Origin of the sequence: Dokdonella sp., assembly GCF_017744955.1 — a bacterium.
Classification (GTDB): Bacteria; Pseudomonadota; Gammaproteobacteria; order Xanthomonadales; family Rhodanobacteraceae; genus Dokdonella_A.
In genome coordinates this window covers 57,979-71,806 of the sequence record NZ_JAGIAG010000003.1, presented here as the reverse complement: position 1 = coordinate 71,806, position 13,828 = coordinate 57,979, and the positions used below count along the sequence as shown (strand labels likewise).

Below are 13,828 nucleotides of genomic sequence, written 5' to 3'. Positions count from 1 at the left end.
GCCGCTGCCCCCTCACTGCCGGGCAGCATCGCCATCGGGCGCGCCGGCGTCAATCGCACGTGTCTCATCGGCGGCCGGTCGCGCGGCACGCGCCGCGGCGATCGCGGCCAGGCGCGCGTCGCTTTCGCGCGCGGCCGGGTGCGCGGCGCCGGCCAGGGCGGCGTAGGCGGCGCGCGCGGCCTGGTAGTGGTCGCTCGCGGCGACGTCGTGGCCGGCTCGCTGTTCGGCTTCGGCCAGCGCGAATTCGGCGTGCGCCCACAGCATGTTCCGCTGCGGCGTGGCGCGATGGCTGCGCGCGACCGCGTCGACGACCTGCGCGTAGCCGCCGGCGTCGCCGAGGTCCATGCGCGCCTGGCCGAGCGCGATGTCGAGCCCGGCCAGGTCGGTATGCGCCTCGCCGACGTTCTTCAGCAGCGGCGGACGGATGCGTTCGAGCAGGGCGCGCGCCCGCGCCGGTTCGCCGAGATCGCGCAGGCTCTTGCCGAAGGTCGATTCGGCCCACAGGCGCGCCGGCTGGTCGGCCGGCACATGCGCGGCGAACCAGTCGACGACGCGTTGGTAGGCGGCGATCGACTCGTCCTTGCGGCCGGCCAGCTGCAAGGTATAGGCGAGGTTGTTGAGCGCGCGCAGCGCGGCCGGATTCATGTCGTCCGGACCGGCCTGCGCGAGCGCGAGCGAACGGCGCAGGGCGGCTTCCGAGTCGGCGTAGCGACCGAGGTCGCGCAGCACCCAGCCGCGCACGGCCTCGATGCGCGCGGTGTCGCGCGGATCGGCGGCGTCGCCGCGCAGCCGTACGGCACGCTCGAGCGCGGACAGCGCCTGCTCGTAGCGGCCGAGTTCGGCGTAGGCGGAACCGCTCAGCGTTTCGATGCGCGCCGCCAGTGCGTCGTCGCCGTCGCCGGCGAGTCCTTCGCGCGCACGTTCGAGCAGATCCACGCCGGTCTCGAAGCGGCCGAGGTTCATGTAGCTCAGCGCCATCGTCTCGTAGAGTTCGGCCTGCAGGCGCGGCTCGCCGGCGAGGTCGCCGGCGATCTGCCGGGCGCCGCGGTCGAGCAGTTCGTCCGCGCGCGGCATCGCGCCGCGCGCCTGCTCCGGGTCCGGCGCCTGGAACAGGCCGATCATGAAGCGCTTGACGCGTTCGGCCGTCTCGGCGCGTTCGAGTGCGAGGCGTCCCTGCGCCGCCGCCGCGCGCGCCTGCCACAGCGCGATGCCGGCGCCGCCGACGATCGCCGCCAGCGCCAGCGCCGCCGCGGCGACCATCAGCCGGTTGCGGCGCACGAACAGGCGCAGCCGATAGCCGGCGCTGTCCGCGCGCGCGCGGATCGGCTGCCCCGCGCGCCAGCGGCGCAGGTCGTCGGCGAAGGCTTCGACGGTGGCGTAGCGGCGCATCGGGTCGGGGTCGGTCGCGCGCGCCAGGATCACGCCCGGATCGCCTTGCAAGACGCGCGGCTCGATGACCGAGGCGGTCTTCGCGCGCGCCTGCGCCAAGCGCTGCGACACGCGCGGCGTGGTCGGCGCATCGGCGTGGCGCGAATCGGTCAAGAGCTCGAACAGCAGGGCGCCGAGCTGGTAGACGTCGGTCGCGGTGGTGATCGCGCCGTCGCCTGTCTGCTCCGGCGCGGCATACGCTCGCGAGACGAAGCGCGTGACCGTGGCCGTGCGTTCCGGCTCGTCGCCTTCCTCGAGCAGCTTGGCGATGCCGAAGTCGAGCAGGCGCGGCCGGCCGGCGGCGTCGACCAGCACGTTGCCGGGCTTGATGTCGCGATGCACGACCAGCTGCCGGTGCGCGTAGGCGACCGCGTCGCAGAGGTCGAGGAACAGCGCGACGCGCGCGTCGAGCGCGGCGTTCGTGCGCGCGATCCAGGTCGCGAGCGTTTCGCCGTCGACGTATTCCATCACCAGGAACGGCTGGCCGCTCTCGCGGATGCCGCCGTCGAGCAGATGCGCGATGTTGGGATGATTGAGGCGCGAGAGGATCTGCCGTTCGCGCCGGAAGCGCGCCAGCACCGCGGCCGAATCCATGCCGCGCTTGATCAGCTTCAGCGCGCCGCGCTGCGCGTAGCCCTCGCCGTCGCGCTGGACCAGGTAGACCACGCCCATGCCGCCGCTGCCGAGCACGCGCACGACGCGCCAGGGGCCGACGCGGGCGCCCGGCGCGAGCAGGTCGGCGTGCTGCGCGAGGTCGGCGGCGATCTCCTCGGCGGGACGGTCGAGCAGGTCGGAGCGGGTGTCGGCGGCGAGCCAGGCGCGCAGTTCCTCGGCCAGCAGCGGATCCTCGCCGCAGTGCGCGGCGATGAATCCGGCGCGCTGCCCGGCGGGCAGGTCGAGCGCTTCGCGCAACAGCGCGAAGGCGTGGCGCTGGCGTTCGATGCTCATGCGCGGCCCGGGCGGATGTGCGGACATTGTGCCCGAACTGCGGTCCGCCACGTTTTCCTTCAGCGCCGCGCGATCTCGCGCAGCAAGTACGGGTCGGGCGCGCTCATGCCGGCGACGATCTGCTGCGCGAGCGCCCGTTCGCGCTGCGCGTCCGCGCGGCGATGGCGCGCGTCGGCGATGCGCGCGCGCAGCGCGTGCAGCGCGGCGAGGCCGCCGGCGTCGTTCGGCGTGCGACGCCGGTAATCGGCGAGCACGCTGTCGGCGAGCGCCTGCGCCTCGTCGAGCCGGTTCATGCCGAGCAAGGCGTCGGCGCGCGTCGCGCGCGCCGTCGGCAGGCGCGACTCGTCGGCGGACAGTCCTTCGAGCGTCGCGATCGCGCCGTCGACTTCCCTCAGCGCATCGGCCGGCCGGCCGGCGCGATTGAGCACGTTGGCGTACGAGAGGTGCGCGTAGGCGCCTTCGCGCGGCGGCGCGGCACCGGAATCGGCGACGGCCACGGCACGGCGCGCGTGCTCGACCGCGCTGTCGAGGTTTCCGCGCCGCAGCTCCAGCTGCGCGATGGAATTGAGATCGCTCATCACCGCCGGATGCTTTTCGCCGAGCCGGTCGAGATGGATCTGCAACGCGTGGCGCGTCAATGGCTCGGCTTCTTCGTAGCGGCCGAGCTGGACCAGCACCGTGGCCAGATTGTTCGCGGTGGTCGCTGCGGACGGCGTGTCGGCCTGACCGAGCGAGCGGTAGATGTCGACCGCCTCGCGGAAGTAGGGTTCGCCCTCGACCGGACGACGGCGCGCGAATTCGAGCATGCCGAGCGAGTTCAGCGTGTTGGCGATCAGCGCATGGCGATTGCCGAACACCGCGCGTTGGATGCGCAGGGCTTCCTCCTGCGCGGCCTGCGCTTCGTCGAGGCGGCCCTGGGCGCGCTGCGTCGCGCCGAGCACCTGCAAGGTCTCGGCGACGGCGGGGTGGGCGTCGCCGAGGCGCTTGCGGCGGATCTGCAGCGCGGTCAGCAGTTGCGCTTCGGATTCCTTGTTGCGGCCTTTCTGCGCCAGTGCGGCGCCGTAGTCGTTGAGCATCAGGGCGACGCGCGTGTCCTCGTCGCCGTAGACCGCGCGCGCGTCGCCGATCGCCTGCTCGAACGTCGCGGCGGCTTCGTCGAAGCGCGCGCGGCGCGCCAGCATCAGCGCTTCGATCTGGCGGTCGCGCGCCTGCTCCGCGCGCGCGGCGGAGCCACGCGCGAGGTCGGCCTGCAATGCCTCGCGCGCGTCGGCCAGCGCTTCGTCGAAGCGCCCCTGTTTCTCGCGCAGCAGGGCGCGTTCGGCGAGCGCGCGCGAGCGCAGCGCCGGTTCGGCCGTCGCGGACACGGCCGCCAGCGTGCGTTCGGCGTCGTCGAGCTTGCCGAGTTCGCGTTCGACCGCGCTCAGCTCCAGCGCGGCGCGTGCCGCGCCGGCGGCGTCGGTCGGCGCCAGCGTCGCGCGCGCTTCCCCGAGTTGCCGCGCGGCCTGGTCGTATTGGGCGAGCTGCGCGTAGAGCGAACCCAGCGTGAGCAGCATCTCGCCACGCAACCGCGGCTGGTCGGCCAGTTCCGAGCCGATGCGCTCGCTGCCGCGATCGAGCAGTTCGCGTGCGGTGACGTGCTCGCCGGCCGCCGCATCGGGCGCGGCGGCGTCGAACACGCTGGCGAGAAAGGCCTGCGCCGAGCGTGCGAGGCGCGCTTCCTCCGCCGCCTTGCGCGCCTGCCAGATCGTCAGCGTCGTACCGGCCAGGATCGCGGCGAGGGCGAGCGCCGCCGCGACTGTCACGACGCGGTGGCGACCGACGAAGCGGCGGAAGCGATAGCCGGCGCTGTCCGGCCGCGCCGCGATCGGGCGGCCTTCGCGCCAGGCGCGCAGGTCGGCGCTGAGCGCTTCGACGGTCGCGTAGCGCCGCGCCGGGTCTGCGTCGGTGGCGCGCGCGACGACGATCGCCGCGTCGCCGCGCAGGCGCGGCGCCGGCACGGCCTTGCGCGTGGCCGCGTCGCCCTGCGCTTGCGCGCGCACCAGCCAGCCGGACACCGCGCCGGTCGGGCGCGGCTCGCCGAAGCGCGTTCCCGTCAACAGCTCGAACAGCAGCGCGCCGAGCTGGTAGACGTCGGTGGCGGTCGTCGCCGCGTCGCCGGTGATCTGTTCCGGCGCGGCGTACGCGCGCGAGACGAAGCGGCGCTGGGTCGCGGTCCGCTCGCCGTCGTCTTCGGCGCCGAGCAGCTTGGCGATGCCGAAGTCGAGCAGGCGCGCGTGGCCGTCCGCCGCGATCAGCACGTTCTCCGGCTTGATGTCGCGATGCACGACGAGGTGACGATGCGCGTGCGCGACCGCTTCGCACAGCTGCAGGAAGGCGTCCAGGCGCGCGTCGAGATCGGGCCGCGAGTCGGCCATCCAGCCGCGCAGCGTGGCGCCGTCGACGTATTCCATGACGAAGTACGGCTGTCCTTCGGCGCTGACGCCGCCGTCGAGCAGGCGCGCGATGTTCGGGTGCTCCAGGCGCGACAGGATCTGCCGCTCGCGGCGGAATCGCGCCAGCACGGCGGCGGAGTCCATGCCGCGCTTGACCAGTTTCAGCGCGCCGCGCTGCGCGTAGCCGTCGCCGCCGCGTTCGGCGAGGAACACCGTGCCCATGCCGCCGTGGCCGATGCGGCGCACCAAGGTCCAGTCGCCGAGCCGCGTGCCGGCGGGCAGCGTTTCGTGCGTCTCGTCCTCGTCGATCAGGCGCGCGGCGATCACGCCGACGTCGTCGTCGAGCAGGTCGGTCTTCTCCGTGCCGAGCAGGGCGCGCAGCTCGTCGGCCAGCGCGTCGTCGCCGTCGCAGCGCCGCGCGATCCATGCCCCGCGCGCCTCGTCGGCGACGTCCAAGGCCTCGCGCAGCAGGACGAACGCGCGCCGCCGACGCGCGAGGATGTCGCTCGAATCCGAACTCATGCCGCCCCCGTTCCCCCCGCCGTCCGCGTCGCGACGGGCCATTCCTACAGAGTACGTGCTGACGCGCCGGAGCGGGACATCGGACGATGCAGGCGGCTGCGCGCGAACAGGATCAGCCGTCGTCCCATTCCAGTGCGTCGCCGGGCGGTGCGAGGCCGCGCCAGTCGCCGCGGTGCAGGCGCAGGCGCGCCGGAGCGTCCGCGCGGACGTGCACGCTGGCGTTCTGGCCGAATGCCCGCGCCAGCGTGTCGAAGCGTTCGAGCGGCAGGCCCGCGGTGAGCAGGCTTGCTTCGCGCCAGGGCTGGTCCGGGATCGCCGCAGTCCCTTCGAGCCAGCGGGCGCCGGCCCGACGCAGGCGCCGGCGCAGCTCGTCCAGGCGCGCTTCGTTGTCGGCGGCGGTCAGCGTGCGCGAGTGCGGGTTGCACGCGGTCAGATAGACCGCGTGCGCGTCCGCGGCGATCCATTCGGTGATCGAGCGCGGCGGCGGTTCGTCGATGCGCAACGTCGCGCGGATGCCGCCGGGCAGGGCGACGTCGTAGTGCGTGCGCCGGTACAGCGCCAGCAGCTCGGCGATCCGCTGCGGCGACTCGGTCACGCCAGCGGCGTCAGGCGTTCCCGCACGCGTTCGTCCGCCCGCGCCAGATCCACTTCGTCCAGACGCGACTTGCCTTCCGTCAGCTCGCGCAGCAGCGCGTCCTGCGTCGCGCCGCGCGCGAACGCCTGCGCGTACGGCATGCGCGTGAAGGTGACCATCGAGTAGCGCGGCACGAAGCGTTGCGGGTGGCGTTCGGCCAGCGCGCGGCCGAGCTCGCGGCGCAGCAGGAAGCCGGCGTCGGCGACCGAGTCGCGCATCTCGACATAGTTCTCCAGCGCCATCCTCGCGATCGCTTCGGCGTTGGGTCGGCGTCGGCGCTCGAATTCGGCGAAGGTCCAGGCGAGGTCGTCGTGGTGCGCTTCGAGCAGTTCGGCGAGTTCGACCGCGTCCTCGAAACCGCAATTCATGCCCTGGCCGTGGAACGGCACGATCGCGTGCGCGGCGTCGCCGAGCAGCAGGGCGCGGCGGTCGAGGTGCCAGCGATCGAGATACAGGGTCGCCAGCACGCCGACCGGATTGGCGGCGAAGTCGGCGTCGAGCTCGGGAATCAGCGGCACGAGGTCGGCGAACTCGCGCTCGAACAGCGCGCGCGCGGCGGCCGGCGTGTCGACGGTGGCGAAGCTCGGATCGCCCTGCGAGGGCAGGAACAGCGTCACCGTGAAGCTGCCTTCGGCGTTCGGCAGCGCGATGCACATGTAGTTGCCGCGCGGCCAGATGTGCAGCGCGTTGCGCTCGATCGCGAACGGGTCACCCCGCGCCAGCGCAGCGGCGGCTTCCGCCGGTACGGCGTTGGTCGCGAATTCGGTCAGCGCGGGGATTTCCAGTTCCTTGTAGCCGTGGCCGAGTTCTTCGATGCGTTCGCCGAGCGGCAGCTCGAGGTTCATCGCCGCGCGCAGCGCCGAGCCCGCGCCGTCGGCGCCGAGCGCGAACGCGGCGGCGTGCTCGTGCAGGCTGCCGTCCTGGTCGTCGCGGAAACGCAGGTGTACGCCGTCGCCGAACTCCGCCGCTTCGAGCCGGCGCGAGAAATGGAAGCGCGCGCCGGCGCGTTCCGCAGCGTCGATCAGCGCGATGTTGAGGCGGCCGCGGCTGATCGACCAGATCACCTCGCTGTCGTCGCGGCCGTAGCGCAGCAGCTCGGTGCGGCCGTCGCGATGATGCACCATGCGTCCGCGCATCATCACCGCCAGATCCATGACCTCCTCGGTCAGGCCGGCCAGGCGCAGGCCGTGCAGGCCGCGCTCGGCCAGCGCGAGGTTGATCGAGCGCCCGCCGGCGTAGCCGGCTTGGCGCGGATCGGGGCGTCGCTCGAACACCTCGACGGCGAAGCCGCGTTGCGCGAGCAAGGTCGCGAGCAGGGCGCCGACGAGGCCGCCGCCGACGATCGTGGTGGCCGGCTTTTCGCTCATGACTTGGACGCCCAGTCCTTCACCGTCGACACGAAGCGCAGGCAGTCGATGCGGCGGTTGTACAGCGGCGTCGGCGCGGCGCGGATCACGTCTGGCTCGCGCCAGTCGACGACGATGCCGTTGGCGTGCAGGTGATCGTAGAGCGAGCGGCCGGCTTCGCGTGGGCCGCGCACGCGCAAGCTGAGCTGGCAGCCGCGGCGCTCGGGTTCGCGCGGGGTGGTGATCTCGATCACGTCGGCGAGCTGTTCGCCGATCAGCGTCTCGAAATAGGCGGTCAGCGCGATCGACTTCTCGCGCAGCGCGGCCATGCCGGCGCGGCGGAACAGCGCCAGCGAGATGCGCAGCGGCACCAGCGCGAGAATCGGCGGATTGGACAGCTGCCAGCCCTCGGCGCCCGGCGTCGCGGCGAAGTGCGGCCCCATCTGGAAGCGCGTGGTGCGGTCGTGGCCCCACCAGCCGGCGAAGCGCGGCAGGTCGGCTTGCGCGTGGCGTTCGTGCACGAAGCAGCCGGCGACGGCGCCGGGCCCGGAGTTCAGGTACTTGTAGCTGCACCACACGGCGAAGTCGCAGCCGGCGTCGTGCAGCTGCAGCGGCAGGTTGCCGACCGCGTGGGCGAGGTCGAAGCCGACCGCGCAGCCTTTCGCGTGCGCCGCGGCGGTGATCGCGCCGAGGTCGAAGGCCTGGCCGCTCAGGTACTGCACGCCGGGCAGCAGCACCAGGGCGATGCGCTCGCCGTGCTGGTCGAGTGCGCGCAGGATCGCATCGGACGAGATCGCGCCGCCGGCTTCGTCGCCTTCCAGTTCGATCTTCGCCGTGGCCGGATCGTAGCCGTGGAAGCGGATCTGCGAGGCGACCGCGTGGTGGTCGGACGGGAACGCGCTCTTTTCGATCAGGATCGCGTTCCGCTCACGCGTCGGCCGGTAGAAGCTGACCATCATCAGATGCAGATTGGTGGTCAGCGAATTCATCGCCACGACTTCGTGCGGCAGCGCGCCGACGAGGTGGGCGAGATCCTCGCGCACGAGTTCGTGGTACGGCATCCACGGATGCTTGCCGCGGAAGTGCGCCTCGACGGCGAGGTCGCGCCAGTCGTCGAGTTCGTCGATCAGCGCCTGGCGCACCGCGCGCGGTTGCAGGCCGAGCGAGTTGCCGCAGAAATAGGCCTGCTCCGAGCCGTCGGTGTGCGGCGGGATCAGGAATTCGTCGCGGAACGGCGCGAGCGGGTCGCGGGCGTCGAGGGTGAGGGCTTCGGATTCGGCAGGAGTCATCGCGGCTACGTTTTCCAGAATAGGCGCTGCTTTTCCTCTCTCCCGCTGGCGGGAGAGCGTGGCGCTGGCGAGGAGGATTTCTCGCAGTGGCGCATGGAGCTAGGAGAAAAGTATCAAGAGCAGAGACGGTCTCTCGCAGAGACGCGGAGAACGCAGAGTAAAGATGCCGGAAAAAAGCTTCTCTCCGCGCCCCTGCGTCTGTGCGAGAGACTGAGGGCTCGGGTTCGGGAAGTCGGAATGGTGCGCTCCGATTCCCCTCGCCCGTGCCTTCGGCGCGACCTCTCCCGCCAGTGGGAGAGGTGAACTGCATTCAATGCGGATCGAAAAAAGTCACTTCAACGACGCGGCCACCGCGTCACAGGCGCTGTCGAACTGCGCGTTCCACGACGCCGGCGTCTTGTCGATCAGCGGCCGCTGGCAGCGCACCTCGACCGCGATCTCGCCGGTGAGGTAGTAGCTGTCGCGCACGAGGTAGCGCGTGTTCGCGCGCTGCACGTAGTACTGGTGCACGGACGCGTTCTTGTTCGTCGCGTCCTTCTCGTAGCCGCCTTGCGACTCGGCGCGCGCGTGCTCGTCCTGCACGAAGCCCGGAAACGCCGCGGCGGCCTTCAGCTGCCGCGTCTTCACCATCACGGTGGCGCTGTCCTCGGTACCCTGCGCGGCTTCGTCCGGCACCTGGAACGCGACCGCCTGCGGATTGCCGTCGTTCTTCTCCATCACCGCGGTCCAGCTCGGCGGCACGCGGAAGTGCACCTGGCCGTCGTTGAGCGTGAAGTCGGTCTTGCCTTGCGCGAAAGCGGTCGATGCGGACAACAGCAGAAGGGGGACGAGCAGCCTCACGGGATCACTCCGTATCGTTGGCGAATCGGGTCAGCGGAAGACCGAGCCATTCCAGCGCGGTGCCGTGGAACAGTCGGGCCTGCTCGGCCGGCGGCAGGCCGAGCGCGGCGATGCCGGCGCCGGGTTCCTGCTCGCCGAGCGGGAAAGGGTAGTCGGTGCCGAGCATGACGTGCGCCGGCCCGACCACGTCGATCAGGTAACGCAGGGCGGCGCGGTCGTGCACGCAGGAATCGACGTAGAGGCGATCGAGGTACTCGCGCGGATTGCGCGCGTTGTCGGTCGCGACCAGGTCCGGGCGCATGCGGAAGCCGTGCTCGATGCGGCCGATCGTGTACGGGAACGCGCCGCCGCCGTGGGCGAGGCAGACCTTCAGCCGCGGCAGCCGCTCGAGCACGCCGCCGAAGATCAGGCAGCACGCCGCGCGCGACTGCTCGGCCGGCATGCCGACCAGCCACGGCAGCCAGTACTTCGGCATCGAGGCGGCGCCCATCATGTCCCACGGGTGCACCAGGATCGCCGCGCCGAGTTCGGCGGCGGCCTCGAAGAACGGGAACAGCTCCGGCGCGTCGAGGTTCCAGTTCTCGCAGTGCGAGCCGATCTGCACGCCGGACAGGCCGAGTTCGTCGACGCAGCGCTCCATCTCCTGGATCGCCAGCCGCGGCGACTGCAGCGGCACCGTGCCGATGCCGGCGTAGTGGCGCGGGTAGTCGCGGCACAGGCCGGCGGTGTGGTCGTTGAGGTGGCGGTGCAGTTCCAGCGCCTGGTTCGGCTTGGCCCAGTACGAGAACAGCACCGGCACCGTCGAGACCACCTGCACGTCGACGCCGAAGCGCGCGTAGTCGGCGATGCGCACTTCCGGATCGAAGGCGTTCGCCCAGACCTCGCGGAAGAACTTGCCGTCCTTGTAGATGCGGTGGCGGCCCTCGGTCTGCACCATCACCGGGAAGCGGTCGTCGCCGTACTTCTCGGCGAAGTTCGGCCAGCTCGGCGGCAGGATGTGGGCGTGGGTGTCGATCTTCAGCATCGGCGCAGTGTACCCGGACGGAACAGGGCGCGAATGCGATGCACCAGACAGCTCCTCATGCGCGACCGCCTAGGCGCCGATCACGCCGAGCTTGCGCCCGACCTTGACGAACGCGGCGACCGCGCGGTCGATCTGCTCGTGCGTGTGCGCCGCGCTCATCTGCGTGCGGATGCGCGCCTGGCCCTGCGGCACCACCGGGTAGAAGAAGCCGATCACGTAGATGCCCTCGGCGAGCAGTTCCTGCGCGAAGGCCTGCGCCAGCTTGGCGTCGCCGAGCATGACCGGCGCGATCGGATGCGTGCCGGGACGGATGTCGAAGCCGGCTTCGGTCATGCGCTTGCGGAAGTACAGCGCGTTGTCGTTGACCTTGTCGCGCAGCGCGGTCGAGGAGGACAGCATCTCGAACACCTTGATCGAGGCGGCGACCAGCGGCGGCGGCAGCGTGTTGGAGAACAGGTACGGGCGCGAGCGCTGGCGCAGCAAGTCGACGATCGCCTGGCGCCCGGTGGTGAAGCCGCCGGAGCCGCCGCCGAGCGCCTTGCCGAGCGTGGAGGTGAACACGTCGACCTCGTGCATGACGCCGTGCAGTTCGGCCGAGCCGCGCCCGGTCGGGCCGACGAAGCCGGTCGCGTGCGAATCGTCGACCATCAGCAGCGCGTTGTACTTCTTCTTCAGCGCGACGATCTGGTCGAGCTTGGCGATGTAGCCGTCCATCGAGAACACGCCGTCGGTGGCGATCAGGCGCGTGCGCTTGTCCTGCGTCTCCTGCAGGTGCTTTTCCAGTTCGGCCAGGTCGCCGTTGGCGTAGCGGCGGCGCTCGGCCTTGCACAGGCGGATGCCATCGATGATCGAGGCGTGGTTGAGCGCGTCGGAGATCACCGCGTCCTGGTCGGACAGGATCGTCTCGAACAGGCCGCCGTTGGCGTCGAAGCAGCTGGTGTAGAGGATGGTGTCGTCGGTGCCGAAGAAGGTCGAGATGGTCTTCTCGAGCTGCTTGTGCAGGTCCTGCGTGCCGCAGATGAAGCGCACCGAGGCGAGTCCGAAGCCGTGCGTGTCGAGCGCGTCCTTCGCCGCCGCGATGATGTCCGGATGGTCGGCCAGGCCGAGGTAGTTGTTGGCGCAGAAGTTCAGCACCTCGCCGCCGTCGGTGGTCTTGATCGCGGCCGACTGCGGCGTGGTGATGACGCGTTCGGTCTTGTACAGGCCCTGGTCGCGGATCGAGTCGAGTTCGGCTTCGAGGCGGGGGCGGGCGGAGTAATCCATGAGTTCGGCTCTGGCTCGGGCGGAAAGATCGCCATTGTCGCGCGATCGGGGCATATGCGTCAGCCGCCGCGGCGCCGCGCGGGCGGCGGTGCGCGTGCAGTTCGCGCACGACCCGACGAGCGATCGCGGCCGGCGTGGTGCGCACGCCGACCTAGGGCAAACCCCGATTGAAAGGCCGCGGCACGGGGCATGTACTCGGTTTTCGAGTCTTGCAGCGCGGGAGTACGGCATGTCCATCGCACCGGTATCCGCCGTCCGCTACGGCAGCGACGCCCTGGCCGATCAGGGACAGGTTCACGTCGCCCAGCGCGGCGACACGCTGCCGACGATCGCCGAGCGATTCGGCGTTTCCACGGACGACCTGGCCGCCGCGAATCCCGAGGTCGTCAATCCCGAGGTGATCTATCCGGACCAGGTCATCCGCATTCCCGCGCGAGCCGATTCCGCTCGAGTCGTCGACGCGCAGCCGTATCCGGAGCCGAACGATCCCGCGCCTCCCGGCGCGGGAGGCGCCGTCGGCGGCGTGGTGGGCAGCGGCGTCGGAGGCATCGGCGGTGGTGCCGGGGCGCCTTCGGCGTCTCCGGGGCTGCACGCGGCGAGGGACCGCCTGCGCCAGCTCGAAGCGAATCCGCCCAAGCGCGAGGATTTCCCCGGCGGATTTCTCGGTTCGTTCGCCTACGACTTCGCCAAGGCGCTGCACGCCGGCCAGGTCGAGACGGCCAAGGTGGAAGTGAAGTACGAGCAGTTGAAGCTCGACCCGCCCAATGAGCACGACTTCCCCAGCAAGGACGCGTACGACCAGGCCAGGGCCGAGTACCAGAAGCAGATCGCGTCGTGCGTGAAGACGCTGGGTCCGCTGCTGGTCGAACGCTACGAGGCGAAATCGGCGCAGGCCTCGCCGACGGCGGCGAAGATCCTGGCCGAGGCGAAGCGGCTGGGCGTACCGGTGACGGTGCTCAGCGACGAGGAATACCAGAAGCGGTATCCCGACACCGGCGGAGTGACCGTCGGCGACCACGTCTACCTGCCCGTGTCCTCGCTCGAAGACGGCACGGACACGCTCGAACACGAATCGATGCACGCCATCCTCGGCCGTAACGGAGAAATCTTCGATACCTCGAAATCGATCGACGAGCGGGTCGACAAGGCGCGGGCTCTGTTCCAGAACATGGGGCTCGATCCGGACGACGGCGAACGGCTCGTACGCGTGACCGACGGCTGGGGACAGAGCGCGAGCAGCGACCACGTGCAGACCTTCGTCGACAGTATCGACATTGGCCGCGAGAAGGCGGGGCTGCCGCCGCTCAGTCCGCAGCAGCGCGACGAACTGTACTCGCTGGCCGCGGTGCGCGAAGCCGCGCTCGACGTGCAGCGCGATCCTCTGGACGGCATCGAATCGAAGCCGCCGGAAGAACAGAAGAAGCTCCTCGCCGAGGCCGAGGCGAAGTGGGCGAACACCGCGCAGGGACGCGCGAATCCGCCGTCGGGCGACACGTTCGAGGAGCGCCTCGCGAGCCTGCAGGGCATTCTCCAGCGCTGCGCCGACGAAGGACAGTTCGCCAAGTTCACGTCCTAGCGCACCGGAGCGCGCGACGCGGGACTTCAGGGGCGCCGCAGATCGCGATGTCCCCGACCGGCGCGAAAGCCGGCGGGGCATCGCCGATCCGGCTGCGCCGCTCGTGGCGGGCATCCACGAAACACCGGCCGGCGAGCGTGCGCCGGCCGAGACGATGACGTAGTCTGCGCCGGCGGCGGCGCGCCGCGTCTGCAAGGGGAGAATCGACGTGATCATCAAGCGTGTCGGCGTGCTCAAGGCCGCCATCGTGCAGGGCTGCGTCATGGCCCTCTTCGGATTGCTGATGGGCCTTTGCTTCCTGTTCTTCGGCACCATGCTCGGCGGCTTGTTCGGCGCGGCGAACAACCAGGCCGGCGCCGGTCTCGGCTTCGGGCTTCTCGGCGGCATCGGCATGGTGATCTTCCTGCCGATCATGTACGGCGCCATCGGTTTCGCGGCCGGGGCGATCGGCGCGGCCGTCTACAACCTCGTGGCCGGTTTCGTCGGCGGCATCGAGATCGAGGTCGAATAGGCGGCGGGCCGCCGT

The 13,828-nt window shown here is 71.0% G+C and carries 10 protein-coding genes; 2 read left to right on the top strand and 8 right to left on the bottom strand.

What is annotated here, in order from left to right:
- Positions 1–12: 12 nt before the first annotated feature.
- The 8 genes from J7520_RS08550 to kbl form a co-directional block, all read right to left on the bottom strand.
- Positions 13–2,376, bottom strand: a complete 2,364-nt coding sequence (locus J7520_RS08550; RefSeq protein ID WP_291186730.1) for a serine/threonine-protein kinase — start codon at positions 2,374–2,376, stop codon at positions 13–15.
- Between the two features lie 59 nt (positions 2,377–2,435).
- Positions 2,436–5,330, bottom strand: coding sequence for a serine/threonine-protein kinase (locus tag J7520_RS08545; protein ID WP_291186727.1), 2,895 nt, complete (start codon positions 5,328–5,330; stop codon positions 2,436–2,438).
- Positions 5,331–5,442: 112 nt separating this feature from the next.
- On the bottom strand, positions 5,443–5,925 hold the full coding sequence (locus tag J7520_RS08540) for a DUF3293 domain-containing protein (protein WP_291186724.1): 483 nt from the start codon (positions 5,923–5,925) through the stop codon (positions 5,443–5,445).
- Positions 5,922–7,331, bottom strand: a complete 1,410-nt coding sequence (locus J7520_RS08535) for an NAD(P)/FAD-dependent oxidoreductase (protein WP_291186720.1) — start codon at positions 7,329–7,331, stop codon at positions 5,922–5,924. Before J7520_RS08535 ends, J7520_RS08540 begins: the two co-directional genes overlap by 4 nt.
- A complete protein-coding gene (kynU, locus tag J7520_RS08530) occupies positions 7,328–8,599 on the bottom strand; it encodes a kynureninase (RefSeq protein WP_291186717.1) in 1,272 nt (423 codons plus the stop codon). Before kynU ends, J7520_RS08535 begins: the two co-directional genes overlap by 4 nt.
- Before the next feature lie 330 nt (positions 8,600–8,929).
- Positions 8,930–9,439 (bottom strand): hypothetical protein, encoded by a 510-nt coding sequence (locus J7520_RS08525; protein WP_291186714.1) that lies wholly within the window; start codon positions 9,437–9,439, stop codon positions 8,930–8,932.
- 4 nt (positions 9,440–9,443) lie between these two features.
- A complete protein-coding gene (locus J7520_RS08520) occupies positions 9,444–10,463 on the bottom strand; it encodes an amidohydrolase family protein (protein ID WP_291186711.1) in 1,020 nt (339 codons plus the stop codon).
- A gap of 69 nt (positions 10,464–10,532) precedes the next feature.
- Positions 10,533–11,726, bottom strand: coding sequence for a glycine C-acetyltransferase (gene kbl / locus J7520_RS08515; RefSeq protein ID WP_291186708.1), 1,194 nt, complete (start codon positions 11,724–11,726; stop codon positions 10,533–10,535).
- A 229-nt stretch (positions 11,727–11,955) separates the two neighbouring features.
- On the opposite strand from kbl, the gene J7520_RS08510 reads away from it, so the two are divergent.
- Entirely contained in the window at positions 11,956–13,302 is a 1,347-nt protein-coding gene (locus J7520_RS08510) for a LysM peptidoglycan-binding domain-containing protein (protein ID WP_291186705.1), read from the top strand.
- A 208-nt stretch (positions 13,303–13,510) separates the two neighbouring features.
- Entirely contained in the window at positions 13,511–13,813 is a 303-nt protein-coding gene (locus J7520_RS08505) for a hypothetical protein (protein ID WP_291186703.1), read from the top strand.
- The last annotated feature ends 15 nt before the right edge of the window (positions 13,814–13,828 follow it).

Excerpts from the sequence above, each read along its gene's own strand:
- J7520_RS08550 (WP_291186730.1), bottom strand. The coding sequence starts at position 2,376 with ATGAGCATCGAACGCCAGCGCCACGCCTTCGCGCTGTTGCGCGAAGCG.
- J7520_RS08545 (WP_291186727.1), bottom strand. The coding sequence starts at position 5,330 with ATGAGTTCGGATTCGAGCGACATCCTCGCGCGTCGGCGGCGCGCGTTC.
- J7520_RS08535 (WP_291186720.1), bottom strand. The coding sequence starts at position 7,331 with ATGAGCGAAAAGCCGGCCACCACGATCGTCGGCGGCGGCCTCGTCGGC.
- kynU (WP_291186717.1), bottom strand. The coding sequence starts at position 8,599 with ATGACTCCTGCCGAATCCGAAGCCCTCACCCTCGACGCCCGCGACCCG.
- J7520_RS08520 (WP_291186711.1), bottom strand. The coding sequence starts at position 10,463 with ATGCTGAAGATCGACACCCACGCCCACATCCTGCCGCCGAGCTGGCCG.
- kbl (WP_291186708.1), bottom strand. The coding sequence starts at position 11,726 with ATGGATTACTCCGCCCGCCCCCGCCTCGAAGCCGAACTCGACTCGATC.
- J7520_RS08510 (WP_291186705.1), top strand. The coding sequence starts at position 11,956 with ATGTCCATCGCACCGGTATCCGCCGTCCGCTACGGCAGCGACGCCCTG.